This window comes from Ottowia sp. VDI28, from assembly GCF_049532675.1.
GTDB lineage: Bacteria > Pseudomonadota > Gammaproteobacteria > Burkholderiales > Burkholderiaceae_C > Ottowia.
This window is the reverse complement of record NZ_CP149820.1, coordinates 4,068,637-4,081,554: the sequence shown is the minus strand read 5'-3', so window position 1 is coordinate 4,081,554 and position 12,918 is coordinate 4,068,637. Positions and strand designations below refer to the sequence as shown.

The following is a 12,918-nucleotide window of genomic DNA, read 5'->3' as shown; positions in this document are numbered from 1 at the left end:
TCCCAGTCACACATAAAGAGCCTCAATTTCCTCGGCATACGTCTTGTAGATACTGGATCTGCGAACCTTCATGGTGGCGGTGACTTCGCCGTCATCATGGTCCAGCTCCTTGGTGAGCAGATGAAACTTGCGTACGTGGGACACTTGCGCAAGCTTGCGGTTGCCTGAATCCACCTCCTGCTGGATGAGCGCCTGCACCGCCGGCGTTTCCACGAGAGAGCGGAAGTGGGTATAAGGGATGCGCCGGCTCTCCGCCCACTTGCCCACTGTCTCGTAGTCGATCTGAATCAGCGCGCCCACGAACTTTCTGCGCTCGGCCACCACAATGCATTCCTTGATGAAAGGGCTGGCCTTCATTGCGTTCTCGATTTCCGATGGCGTCAGGTTCTTGCCGCCGGCCGTGATCATGATGTCCTTGAGGCGGTCCACGATCCTGAGTTGGCCCTGTTCCTCCCGCACCACGTCACCGGTTTGCAGCCACCCATCCTGTACGGTCTGCAGGGTGGCCTCGGGGTTCTTGTAGTACCCCACGAACACCATCTCGCCTCTGACCTGCAGCTCCCCTGATTCGGCGATTCTCCAGTCGACGCCATGCGTGGGCGTGCCCACGGTGCCGATCACGACCTTGTCGGGCGGGTGTCCCGTGACCATGCCCGTGGTTTCCGTCAGCCCGTACACCTCCAGGAGAGGAACGCCGATCACACGGAAAAAGCGCACGACTTCAGGCGGAATGGGGGCGGCGCCCGTGAGCGCGACACGGGCCTTGCGCAGGCCGGTGAAGTTCTGCAGTGAGCGCAGCACCAGCGCGTAGCTGATGGCGAACTTGAGCTTTTCAGCGGCGCTCCAGTCGCTTCGGGGCTTGTCCGTGAACTTCTCGCAGGTGCGCATGGCCCAGTTGAAAAGGCCTTGCTGCAGGCGGCTTGCATCCTGGATCTTGATACTGATGGCGGCATGCATCTTCTCCCAGATGCGCGGCACGCCCAGGAACATGGAAGGCGCCACCTCGCGCAAGTCCTCCTGCACGGTGCGGATGGATTCGCCAAAGTTCACTTGGGAGCCCAGGTATGTCGGCACGAAGGTCGTGCACATCTGCTCGGCCACGTGGCACAGCGGGAGATAGGACAGGTGTGATGTCTGGCCCGAGAGCCGCAGCCGCTCGATGATGCCGAAGACCACGCCGCGCATGTTGCGGTAAGAAATCAGAGCCCCTTTGGGTTTGCCTGTGGAGCCCGAGGTGTAGATCATGAGGCCCACGTCGTCGAGCTGCTGGCGGGCCAGGATCTTCTCGGCGTACGAATGGTCCCCATGCCGGGCGCCCATCTCCTCGACCTCGGCGAAGGTGGAAATCAGGGCGCGTGTTTCTTCGGGGTAGTTCCTGAGGCCCTTGGTTTCGATGATGACGATCTTCCGAAGCCGCGGAAGCTCATGAAGCGCCTCCAGGATCTTGTCTGTCTGCTCCTGGTCTTCGCACACCACGATCTCGATGTCGGCGTGGCCGACCACGTAGGAGACTTCAGAGGTGGGGCTGGTGGGATACACCCCCACCGTCACGCCACCCACCACGCCGGTGCCCATCTGGGCCAGGACCCACTCGATGCGGTTTTCCGAGATCACGCCCACATGGCCATGCTCTGACAGGCCGAGTAGCTTGAGGCCCAGGCCGAAGTGCCTGGCCCGGTCGTAATACTGGGCCCATGAATAGGGCTTCCAGATACCGAAATCCTTCTGGCGGATGGCCACTTCGTGCGCACGGCTGCGCGCCTGCTCGCGCAGCATTTGCGGGAGCGTCAGTTCGGGAAGAGGGGAGGAGGGCTGCATAGATCAGGAATGCCTCAGGAAAGCCAGCGCTTGCGGCGCTTGTAGTGCTTGAGCTCCTTGAAGCTCTTCGTGCCGCCATCGCCTTCCATGCCGAGATAGAACTCGCGCACGTCCGGATCGCTGGCCAGATGCTCGGCGGTTCCGTCGATCACGATCTTGCCGTTTTCCATGATGTAACCCTGATGCGCCACAGCCAGGGCTACCGTAGCGTTCTGTTCCACCAGAAGCATGGAAGTACCCGCCTCGGCGTTGATGCGGGCGATGATGGTGAAGATGTCTTCCACCAGCTTGGGAGACAAACCGAGGGAAGGCTCGTCGAACAGGATCAGCTTGGGCTGAGCCACCAGCGCTCTGCCAATGGCAAGCATCTGCTGTTCTCCGCCCGAAAGGTACCCGGCTAGTCCCTTGCGGCGCTCGTACAGCCGGGGAAAATAGTTGTAGACCATCTCGAAGTCCGGCTTGGCGCCTTCGCGCCCATCGAGTGCGTAGGTCGATGCGATCAGGTTCTCATGGACGGTCAGGTCCTCGAAAACCCGGCGGCCTTCCATGACATGAGACATGCCGGCGCGCACGAGCTCCTGGGGCGCCTGCTGGCGGACAGGCTTGCCGGCAAAGAGAATGCTGCCCTGTTCGAGTTCGGCATCCTCTATTTTCAGCAAACCGGAAATCGCCTTCAGCGTGGTCGATTTGCCAGCGCCGTTGCTGCCCAGAAGGGCCACGATGCGCCCGCGGGGCACTACCAGCGAGAGGCCGCGAAGTGCCTGCACCACCTTGTTGTAGACGACCTCGATGTTGTTCACCTCGAGGACGACATCCGCGCCGCCGTGGGTCATCGAATCAACAGCCATGCTTACAGCGCGATCCAGTCGGAGGCGGCCACCATCTTCTGAGCCTTCATGTCGGCCTTGTAGACGCGGCCCACCGGAATCGAGTTGCCCTTGATGGTGATCGGCACCCCGATAAGGCCGCCGGTGTCGAAATTCTGGATGCTGTTGAGCGCGGCCTTCAGGTTCTTGCCATTCAGCTCCTTGCCCGCGTCCAGGGTTCGCTTGGCGGCTTCCGCGAAGAGCATGGTGGTGAGAAAGCCCTGGATGTAGGCGGTGCTCTGGTATTCCGGGCGCATGCCGCGGATCTTGTCCAGCATGGGGGCTTTTTCCGTGTCGTAGTAGTAGCGGAAGGGCATGACGCCCATGAAGCCGTCAGCAGCCTCGCCCATCTTCATGACCGTGGAGCTGTCCATGGTCCAGAACGTGCCCATCCACTTGCTGGTCATGCCTTGCTGCTTGCCCTGCTGGATGAATTCCGGAATGGGCGCCAGGATGTAGCCATGGAAGATGGTGTAGTCGGGCGCGGCGCGGCGCAGTTTGATGACTTCGGTGGACACATCCACGCTGCCGGCGGGCGTCATGATCTTGATCGGCACCGAGAGCCCGAGCTTCTTGGCGGCGGCTTCGCTGGCCTCGATGGGGTCGCGGCCGAACTCCGAATCCGAGTAGACGAAAGCGACCTTGGCCCCGGGCTTTTCCTTGGCGATGTGTTTCAGGAGAATGGAGAACATCTCCGTGTAGTCGGGGCCCACCAGGAACTGGTTGGGATATTTCTTCGGGTCGTTGAGCTCGGTGGCGAAAGAGGCGCCCGCCATCAGGATGTCGCCCGTGCGGTTGAGCTCCGGGTTGATGGTCTTGGCGAACCCGGTGGAATCGCCATAGTAGAGATGGACCTTGTTCTGGCTCGTGATCTTCTTGAAGGCCGCCACGGACACATCCACCTTGTAGGCGGTGTCTTCCGGCACATAGCGCAGCTTGCGGCCCTTGATGCCGCCCGCATCGTTGATGATCTTCACGTAGTCGGCCATGCCGGCGTTGATGCCGACGCCCGCGAACGCGAAGACGCCTGTCATCGGGATGGAGCCGCCGATCACGATGTCGTCGTCCTTGGCTTGCGCGTGGGCAAGCAGCGGTGCGGCCAGGCTCGCGCCAGCGGCGGCCACCAGGGTTCGGCGGCGAAGGGTAGGGGCAGCTGAATTCACGATTGTCTCCTTCTGGTTGAAAAACGGGGTGGGTATGAGCAGGCTCTAGTTCCGGAAAGGCCACAGATGAAAGAAGCGGCGGATGCGGCGCCATATTTCCGCGAGGCCATGTGGCTCGAACACGAGAAAGCCGACGATGAGCAGGCCGAACACGATCGTCCTTATGGGGGAGAGGTAGACCGTCATCTCCTGTCCGCCCGGCAGCAAGTCCACCACGAGCTTGAGCAGCTCGGGGACCATGGTCATGAACAGCGCGCCCAGGATGCCGCCAAGAATGGTGCCCATGCCGCCCACGATGACCGCCGCCAGGAAGAAAATGGACATCACGAGCGGAAAGCTCTCCGGCGTCACCACGCGGAAGAAGTAAGCCCACAAGCCTCCCGCTACCCCGGCGTAGAACGAGGACAGGCCGAACGAGAGCAGCTTGTAGCGAAGCAGGGGGATGCCCAGGACTTCGGCCGATATGTCGCGGTCCCGGATGGCGATGAAGGCGCGGCCGATGCGGGTGCGCAGCAAGTTGGCGCCGCCCAGCAGCATGAGAATCGTGACCGGCACAATCACCCAGTACAGCCGGAAAGAGGTGTCCAGCGGCAGGCCGAAGAACGTGGCCGGCGGAATGCTGATTCCGGCGGTCCCTCCCGTGAAGCTGAAGTTCGCGAACAGAAAATGGGCGATGAACGAGGCCGCGATGGTCACGATGGCCAGGTACAGGCCCTTGACCCGAAGCGATGGAATTCCCACCACGATGCCCCCGACCATGGCCACTACCCCGCCGGCCAGGATGTTGAGCAGAAAGGGCGTTCCCAGGCGCGTTTGCATGATGGCGACCGTATAGGCGCCCAGGCCCATGAAGGCCGCCTGGCCCAGGCTGACCAGCCCGGTGTAGCCCGTCAGCAGGTTGAGGCCCGTGGCGCTGGCCACGTTGATGCTGACCAGGCACGCCAGGTAGAGCCAGTAGTCGTTCGCCACGAAGGGAAAGAGCACCAGCAGGGCCGCAGCCACCGCCAGCCAGACCTTCTGCGTGCGCGAATCGAAAAGCGCCGCATCGGCGATGTAGGTTTCCTTGAGGGTTCCAATTCTCATGAGGCGCGTCCGGCGGTCAAAGTCTTTCGATATCGCGCGTGCCGAACAGGCCGTAAGGCTGCACGAGCAGAACCGCGACAAGTACCAGGAAGGTGGCGAGCAGCTTGTATTCGCCGCCAAGATAGGCGCCCGCCAGCGCTTCCACCAACCCGATGAGCAGGCCCCCGACGAGCGCGCCGAGAACGCTGTCCAGCCCGCCCACGATGACAACCACCAGGACCGACAACCCGAAAACACCCATGGTCGAGGAGATGCCGCCGATGGCGCCGACGATGATCCCGGAGACGGCCGCGATCATGGCCGCCACCACCCAGGCCAGAGAGAACACGCGCGGCACGTTGATGCCCACCGCATAGGCCGCTGCCTGATCGCTCGCGGTCGCCCGAAGCGCCACGCCACCCCGCCAGAAGCGGAACAGCAGCAGCACCACGGCAATGAAGGCCACCGCCGTGACCGCGCCCCAGAACACCTTGGGCGCCAGGAAGGCGTCGCCGATCATGATCGGCTGCGTGGGCATGAAGTCGGGGAGTCTGCGCTGATCCGCCGTCCAGATCACCTCCACGATACCCGCGAGCACCGAGGCCAGTCCCACGGTGACCATGAAGGCCGAGATGGGCGGGCGCCCCAGCAGCGGGCGGATCATGGTCCTTTCCACGATGGCGCCCAGAAGGCCGCAGCCGAGCATGGCCGCCGGAATGGCAGCCCAGATCGGTAGTGCGAGCATCGAGGCGAAAGTGAAGAAGAGGTAGCCCCCCATCATCAGGAATTCGCCGATGGCGATGTTCACCACTCTGGTGGCCTTGTAGACGATCACGAAGGCCAACGCCGCAAGGGCATACAAGCCGCCGCCCGCGATGCCTGTGAGCGCCACCTCGAACAGATACCCCCAGTCCATCACGCCACTCCCTGGGTGGTGCCCGTATGCAGCTTGCGCCGGAGTTCATGGACATCGCCCGAACCCATGTAGGCGCGGTTGACTTCCGGATCGGCCTGGACCTGGGCAGGCAGGCCCTGGGCAATGACCTGCCCGAAATTCAGCACCACGACGTGATCGGAGAGGTCCATCACCATGCCCATGTCATGCTCGACCATGAGCACCGTCACGCCCCATTCCTCTCGGACATCCAGAATGAAGCGGGCCATGTCTTCGGTTTCTTCGCGGTTCATGCCCGCCACGGGTTCATCGAGCAGCAGGATCTCGGGCTGCATGGCCAATGCCCGGGCCATTTCCACGCGCTTTTGAAGCCCATACGGGAGAGATGCCACGGAGGCATGGCGGATGTGGTCGATCTCCAGAAAATCGATGATCCGCTCTTCGATATCGCGCCGCAGTTCCGCTTCTTCGCTGCGGGCCCGCCCCATATAGAAAAGGGCTTCGAGCACGTTGGTCTTCAGGTGGGAGTGGCGCCCGAGCTTGATGTTGTCCAGGACCGTCATGCCCCGGAACAGCGCGATGTTCTGAAAGCTGCGGCCAAGGCCCAGTCTGGCGCGCTGGTGTGTCGGCACACTGGTGATGTCCTGTCCTTTGAAACGGATGTGGCCGGTCGTGGGCCGGTAGAAGCCGGAGACGGTATTGAACAGGGATGTTTTGCCGGCACCATTGGGGCCGATCACCGCCGTGATGGAGCCCGGCTGGACATCGAAGCTGACATCCGAAAGCGCCTTGACGCCTCCAAAGGTGAGGGTGACGCCCTGAACCTGGAGCAGAGGGACACGGGAAATCACGTTGCGCAGCCTCCTAAGCCTGTATGCTTGGCGCAGGTTATCAACAGTCTTATAGAGAATTAGTCATCGCGAAGACAAATGGGACAGAACTTTGACGGGGTTATCCCTGAGAGGCCGGCGCCTCCCGCCGCGTTTCGTGGCCTGGAAGATCTGGTTGCGAGATCAGACTGGGCGCAAGGGCTCGAGCCTCAGGTCCTGGACCGCGTCATCGCCAGCATGTACGAACGGTACGTGCCGGCGGGCGGTTTCGTGGTGCAGTCCGGCCAGACCGTTCAGGACTGGATCGGCGTGATCGGCGGGTTGGGCAAGATGTCGGTCACCACAGCCGACGGCCGGATCTCCACGTTGGTCGGCGCGCCCCCCGGCACCTGGTTCGGCGAAGGCTCGTTGATCAAGAACGAAGTGCGCCGGTACGACGTGGTCGCTTTGCGCCCGACGAGCATCGCCCTGATGCCGGCGCGCACTTTCGAATGGTTGCGCGAAACGAGCATCCCTTTCAACCACTATCTGCAGAACTTGCTCAACAGCCGCCTGGCGCAGTTTGTCGGTTTGCTCAAGAGCGAGCGGCTGCAAGGCACGGATGCGCGCGTAGCCCATTGCCTGGCGGGCCTCTTTGATCCGCGCTTGTATCAGCAGCAGCAACCGTATTTTCTGGAGATCAACCAGGAAGAGGTGGGGCTGCTGGCCAACGTGTCTCGTCAACGGGCCAATCTGGCCCTGAAGCGCCTGGAAGAGCTGAACCTGATCCGCGTCGAGTGGGGCGGATTGGTCGTGCTGGACATGGCCGGCTTGCAGAGTTTTGGCCGCGAGCCGGTGTAGAGGCTCTGGAGGCCAGGAGCTCAGGAAGAGGCTGTGCTTACTTCCTGTGGGGCGTTCAGCAACCCGAAGAGATTCTTCGGATCCGTGGTCTCTGGCAGCAGCTCAAGACGCTCTCCCATACCCAGCGCAAGGGCCTGTTCGTGCATGAAGCCGAGCGCCGCGAAGTCTTCCAGCGCAAAACCGACGGAGTCGAAGAGGGTGACTTCCTCATCGCTTCTGCGTCCGGGTGTGGCGCCTGCGAGCACGCGCCACAGTTCGGTCACTTCGAAGTCGGCGGGCATTTGCTGGATTTCGCCCTCTATACGGGATTGCGGCTCGAATTCGACGAAGACACTGGCGGCTTCGATTACGCCACGCGCCAGTTCCGTCTTGCCGGGGCAGTCGCCGCCGACGGCGTTGATGTGCATGCCTGGCTCCACCATCTCGGGGGTAAGGATGATGGCATTGGTTTTGTCCGCCGTGACGGTCGTGACGATGTCCGCTCCACGGACGGCGTCGGCAACGCTGTCGGACAGGCGCACCAGCAAGCCTTGATCCCGCAGATTCGCGGCCAGCTTCTCGCTTGCGGCTCGGTCGATGTCGTAGAGCTGGACTTCACGGATGCCTACGAGGTCGCGAAAGGCCAGCGCCTGGAACTCGCTTTGCGCGCCGTTGCCGATCAGGGCCATGCGGCGGCTGTTCCTGCGTGCCAGAGCACGCGCAGCCACTGCAGACGTCGCCGCCGTGCGGATGGCTGTGGTCAGCGTCAACTCGCTCAACAAGCGGGGCACTCCGGTTTGAACATCGGCCAGCACGCCGAAGGCCATGACGGTAGGAAGCTTGAACTGCCAGTTCGAGGGGTGGCCGTTGACATACTTGAACGCGTACTGCTCCGCATCGGCGATGGGCATGAGCTCGATGACGCCCACGGGCGAATGGCAGGCGATGCGGGCGCTTTTGTCGAACTCGTTCCAACGGAGAAACTCATGCTCGATCCGTTCGGCGATACCGGCGATGCACGCGGGCAAACCAAGGCGCCGCACGAGGCGGATCATCTCGGGTGCACTGAGGTAAGTGATGGCCGGATAGTGGGCGTTGGTGTTTTGCATGAGAGACTCCAGAGAGTTGAAAAATTCCTGTCTGGTGAGAGGAAGTTTCTCAATGGAGCACGTCATTTCCAAGACCGCACAATGCTGCATTCCGCATGGTGGAGCTGCCAGAGTGCCAGCGCGGATTGGCATTCCGGCTATCCAGCGTGGTTTTAGCGTCGTTTCAGCGTGGCCCTAGCGGTAGGTGGCCAGCAAGATATTGGTTTCTGAGTGGGCAATGCCCTTGGCGAGGCGGATGCGTTCGAGCAGGTCAGACAGCTCGGCCATCGATCCCGCACTGAGTTCTGCCAGCATGTCCCAACGGCCATTGGTATCGTGCAAAGCGCTGACGCCGGGCTCGCCCATCAGCGTGGCGATCACGCTTCGCGCCTGGTTGCCTTCAACGCGGATGCCCATCCAGGCGCGGATGCGCTGAGGTTCAGCATCTGGCCGGAGCGTGATGGTGTAGCCGGTGACGATGCCTTCGTCTTCCAGCTTGCGCAGGCGGTTGGTGATGGTGCCCCGGGAAGTGCCCAACTTGGCGGCAAGCGTCGCAATAGCCGTGCGCGCATCGCGCCGCAGCAATGCGATAAGTTGCCGGTCGAGGTTGTCGAGGGCCATGGCGAATACAAACACTGCAATAGCTCCCAGGGAATCCTGGGGACGCGCGGTGCATTCGATTTTCAATCTAAAAACGGTTCAGCGCAACGCGAGCGCCGCCTGAGCACCTAGACGCCGAGGTGCTGCGTCAGCAGTTCGGGTTGGGCCACGAGTTGCGCGGAGGTGCCTTCGAACACCACCTGGCCCTTGACCAGGATGACGTTGCGGTCCGTGACTTGCGTCACGTGCTTCCAATTCTTGTCGACGATCACACTGCTGATGCCGCTCTGGCGGATCACATCGCAGATACGCCAGATTTCCCGGGCGATCAGAGGGGCGAGGCCTTCGGTCGCCTCATCCAGGATCAGCACATCGGGGTTGGTCATGAGCGCCCGGCCGATGGTGAGCATCTGCTGTTCGCCGCCGCTGAGTTGCTGGCCGCCATGTCCCAGGCGCTCTTTCAGGCGAGGGAAAGTTTCGAGCACGCGGTCGTATGTCCAGTCGCGCTGACCCCGGGTGCCGGGGCGGGCGGCCATTTTCAGGTTTTCCACCACGCTCAGGTTACCGAAGATGCCGCGGCCTTCGGGCACATAGGCTACCCCGAGCTTGGCGATTTCGTAAGGCGGCCGCCCGGTCATGGGTTTGCCCATCACCAGCACGCCGCCGGCGCGAGGCTTGACCAGGCCCATGATGGATTTGAGCAGCGTGCTCTTGCCCATGCCGTTGCGGCCCATCAAACCGATGGTTTCGCCGCGCCGCACGTGAAAATCAATCCCGCGCAGGATATGGCTGGCGCCATAGTAGCTATGCAGGCCGATGGCACGGATCAGCTCATCGTCATCAGGCTGCGCAACCGCCTGCTCCCACGTCTTGCGGGGCGTCAGCGGATCATTGGGATCATCGGGCGTATTGGCGTTCGCGTTGGTTGCCATTTCAGTCCTTATATTCTTGCGGCTCGCTTGTCAGAAGGCCGCGGAGCAGGCCATACCAAGACCACCGCGGAGCGGGCTTGGCCCGGCCGCCGGAGGCGTCCCCCTGGGGGGAAGGCGCGCCAGCGACTGAGGGGGGCACTACTCTTCCCCAAGGTAAGCGGCTTGCACTCCGCGGTCGGCACGGATGTCGGCAGGCAAGCCGCTGGCGATCACGGTGCCGTTGACCATCACCGTCAGGTGATCGGCCAACGCGAAGATGGCGTCAATATCGTGTTCCACCAGCATCATGGCGTGCCGGGGTTTGATGCGCAGCAGCAACTCGACCATGCGTTCCGCCTCGGCCACCCCCATGCCCGCCAGGGGCTCATCGAGCAGCAGCACCTGCGGGTCGGTCGCCAGCGTCATGGCGATTTCCAACTGGCGCTGCTCACCGTGGCTGGCGGCTCCGGCGATCGCTGACCGCCGCTCGGTAAGGCCGGCCAGTTCCAGGGCGGCTTCGGCGCGTTCATTGACCTTGGCATCGCTGGCCGCGCTCTGCAGCCAGCGGATGGGGTTCCAGGGTTGCTGCGCGGCGCGGGACTGAGCGGCCAGGCGCACGTTGTCCCACACGGTGAAGGGCTGGAAGATGTTGGTCTTCTGGTAGCTGCGGCCCAAGCCGCGGCGGGAGATGCGCTCCGGCGCCGCGCGTGTCACATCGTGGCCGCCGAGCGTGATGGTGCCCGAAGTAGGGGGCAGATCGCCGGAGAGCAGGTTGGTGAGCGTCGACTTGCCGGCACCGTTGGGGCCGATGACCACATGGATGCGGTCGCGCCACAGATCCACGGACACGTCGTTCACGGCAGCCAGGCCACCGAATTTCTTCGTCAGGTTTTTCGCGGAGAGCAGCGCTTCACTCATGGCCGGCCTCCTTGCGTTGCATGAACTTCTGCAGCAAGCCCAGCAGGCCGCGAGGTGCGAAGCAGATGACCAGCACGATGAACAGGCCCATCCACAGTTGCCAATGCTTGCCTAGATTGACGCCGGCCACGGTGGGCAGATCCTTGAACAATTCCAGCATGAACTCGAACGCGAAGGCGCCGACAATGGCTCCTGCGAAGTTACCCATCCCACCCAGGATGATCATCATGATCACGTGGGCACTTTGGTGAAACCCCATCAGTTCGGGGTTGACGAAGCCCGTTTGCGCGCCCCACAGATACCCGGCCAGACCCGCCAGGGCACCAGCCAACGTGAAAGCCATGAGCTTGTAGCTGAAGCTGCCGAAGCCCACTGCGCGCATGCGGTGTTCATTCACGCGGATGCCTGCCAGCGCGCGGCCGAAGGGGCTCCACAGCAGACGGCGCAGGAAAAAATACACCGCCAGCAGGCAGAACAGCGTGAAATAGTAGAAGACCTGCTTGTTCTCGAGATCGAAGATGCCGGCATCAGGCTTGAAGTTAATGTAGATGCCGTCGGAGCCGCCCAGGATCTTGTTGTCGAAGAACAGATAGAACACCATCTGCGCAAAGGCCATGGTGACCATGATGAAGTAGATGCCCTTGGTGCGGACCACGAAGAAGCCGATCACCAGCGCCGCGGCACCCGAGGCCAGCATGGCCACGGGCATAGTCCACCACAGGCTCACCGGTTCGCCCTGGGGGGTGAGGAAGGCAAGCGCGTAGCCGGCAATGCCGAAGTAGGCTGCGTGGCCGAGCGAGACCAGGCCCGTCACGCCCTGCAGCAGATCCAGGCTCATGGCGAAGATGGCCAGGATCATCATGCGCGTGACCATCTGCTGGTAGAAGTCGCTGCCCACGAAAGGGAAGGCGGCGAGGGCGATGAAGCCCACTGCCAGCAGGACTTGAATGCCGCGCGGCAGTTTTTCGAGGTGGGATTGCGGTGTGCTCATTGCTTGAACAGCCCTTCAGGCTTCCACAGCAGCACCGCTGCCATCAGCATGTAAACCAGCATGCCTGCCACGTGCGGCAGCAGGACTTTGCCAAATGTATCGACCAGGCCCACGAGCAGCGCCGCGATGAGCGCGCCTCTCACGGAGCCGATGCCGCCGATCACGACCACCACGAAGCACATGATGAGCACTTGCGAGCCCATGTTGGGGTAGACGCTTGAAATGGGCGCTGCGATCATGCCCGCCACGGTGGCCAGCGCGACGCCGATGGCGAACACCACCGCGTGGATGAGCTTGATGTTGATGCCAAGCGATTCGGTCATGTCGCGGTTGAAGGCGCCCGCCCGGATCTTCATGCCCAGGCGTGTCTTGTTGATGAGCAGATACAGGCCGATGGCCAGCAGCACGCACACGCCCATCATGAACAGGCGGTAGACGGGGTATGACTGGTTCTCGGTGAGTGTGAGAGAGCCGTTCAGGAGCTGCGGAATCACGACGCCGTGCACGTCATCACCCCAGAGCAGCGAGCGTACCTCCTCGAAGATATAGATCAGGCCGAACGTCAGCAGCACCTGATCCAGGTGGTCGCGATGGTAGAAATGGCGAAAGAGGATGCGCTCCAGCAGCAGCCCGAAGATCACCGAGAGAATCGCCCCCCCGATGATGGCCAGTGTGAAGCTGCCGAACAGGCCGGAAAGCGAGTAGGCCAGGTAGGCGCCCAGCATGTAGAAACTGCCATGGGCGAGGTTGACCACCCCCATGATGCCGAAGATCAGCGTGAGGCCCGCTGCGAGCATGAACAGCAGCAAGCCGTACTGCACGCTATTGAGCAACTGAATGAGAAAGTTGGCGAAGTCCACGGAACAGTGAGGGTTCGTTCAATGAGAGGCGGCAAAAGGTAGGCGAGCGCGAAGCGGAGCCAAATGCCCTCAAAACCAGCGGCCGCGGAGCAGGCCA

Annotated in this window: 13 protein-coding genes; 1 reads left to right on the top strand and 12 read right to left on the bottom strand. The window is 62.3% G+C overall.

Features of this window, described 5'->3' with window-relative positions; genetic code table 11:
- Window positions 1–6 precede the first annotated feature (6 nt).
- The 6 genes from WJU18_RS19345 to WJU18_RS19320 are packed head-to-tail and all read right to left on the bottom strand — an operon-like array spanning window position 7 to window position 6,655.
- The gene (locus tag WJU18_RS19345; protein WP_423454875.1) at window positions 7–1,818 is read right to left on the bottom strand and encodes an AMP-dependent synthetase/ligase; all 1,812 of its coding nucleotides are present in this window, start codon (window positions 1,816–1,818) and stop codon (window positions 7–9) included.
- A 14-nt stretch (window positions 1,819–1,832) separates the two neighbouring features.
- Window positions 1,833–2,651 carry an ABC transporter ATP-binding protein gene (locus WJU18_RS19340; protein WP_423461048.1) on the bottom strand — a complete coding sequence of 273 codons (819 nt, stop codon included), beginning with the start codon at window positions 2,649–2,651 and terminating at the stop codon, window positions 1,833–1,835.
- Window positions 2,652–2,668: 17 nt separating this feature from the next.
- The gene (locus WJU18_RS19335) at window positions 2,669–3,847 is read right to left on the bottom strand and encodes an ABC transporter substrate-binding protein (RefSeq protein WP_423454873.1); all 1,179 of its coding nucleotides are present in this window, start codon (window positions 3,845–3,847) and stop codon (window positions 2,669–2,671) included.
- Between the two features lie 45 nt (window positions 3,848–3,892).
- A complete protein-coding gene (locus tag WJU18_RS19330; RefSeq protein ID WP_423454872.1) occupies window positions 3,893–4,930 on the bottom strand; it encodes a branched-chain amino acid ABC transporter permease in 1,038 nt (345 codons plus the stop codon).
- A gap of 16 nt (window positions 4,931–4,946) precedes the next feature.
- Entirely contained in the window at window positions 4,947–5,825 is an 879-nt protein-coding gene (locus WJU18_RS19325) for a branched-chain amino acid ABC transporter permease (protein WP_423454870.1), read from the bottom strand.
- Entirely contained in the window at window positions 5,825–6,655 is an 831-nt protein-coding gene (locus tag WJU18_RS19320) for an ABC transporter ATP-binding protein (protein ID WP_423454868.1), read from the bottom strand. The genes WJU18_RS19325 and WJU18_RS19320 overlap by 1 nt, the downstream gene beginning before the upstream one ends.
- A gap of 78 nt (window positions 6,656–6,733) precedes the next feature.
- Here WJU18_RS19320 and WJU18_RS19315 point away from each other — a divergent pair, with 78 nt between their 5' ends.
- Window positions 6,734–7,474 (top strand): Crp/Fnr family transcriptional regulator, encoded by a 741-nt coding sequence (locus tag WJU18_RS19315; RefSeq protein ID WP_423454866.1) that lies wholly within the window; start codon window positions 6,734–6,736, stop codon window positions 7,472–7,474.
- A gap of 20 nt (window positions 7,475–7,494) precedes the next feature.
- Here the strand turns inward: WJU18_RS19315 and WJU18_RS19310 are convergent, their stop codons facing one another.
- From WJU18_RS19310 to WJU18_RS19285, 6 genes are all read right to left on the bottom strand, one after another.
- Window positions 7,495–8,562, bottom strand: a complete 1,068-nt coding sequence (locus WJU18_RS19310) for an ornithine cyclodeaminase (protein WP_423454864.1) — start codon at window positions 8,560–8,562, stop codon at window positions 7,495–7,497.
- Between the two features lie 174 nt (window positions 8,563–8,736).
- Window positions 8,737–9,162, bottom strand: a complete 426-nt coding sequence (locus WJU18_RS19305) for an Lrp/AsnC family transcriptional regulator (protein ID WP_423454862.1) — start codon at window positions 9,160–9,162, stop codon at window positions 8,737–8,739.
- Between the two features lie 107 nt (window positions 9,163–9,269).
- A complete protein-coding gene (locus tag WJU18_RS19300; protein ID WP_423454860.1) occupies window positions 9,270–10,073 on the bottom strand; it encodes an ABC transporter ATP-binding protein in 804 nt (267 codons plus the stop codon).
- A 138-nt stretch (window positions 10,074–10,211) separates the two neighbouring features.
- Complete coding sequence (locus tag WJU18_RS19295) at window positions 10,212–10,970, bottom strand: ABC transporter ATP-binding protein (RefSeq protein ID WP_423454858.1); 759 nt, start codon at window positions 10,968–10,970, stop codon at window positions 10,212–10,214.
- Complete coding sequence (locus WJU18_RS19290) at window positions 10,963–11,961, bottom strand: branched-chain amino acid ABC transporter permease (protein WP_423454856.1); 999 nt, start codon at window positions 11,959–11,961, stop codon at window positions 10,963–10,965. Before WJU18_RS19290 ends, WJU18_RS19295 begins: the two co-directional genes overlap by 8 nt.
- Entirely contained in the window at window positions 11,958–12,821 is an 864-nt protein-coding gene (locus tag WJU18_RS19285) for a branched-chain amino acid ABC transporter permease (protein WP_423454855.1), read from the bottom strand. The genes WJU18_RS19290 and WJU18_RS19285 overlap by 4 nt, the downstream gene beginning before the upstream one ends.
- Window positions 12,822–12,918 lie beyond the last annotated feature (97 nt).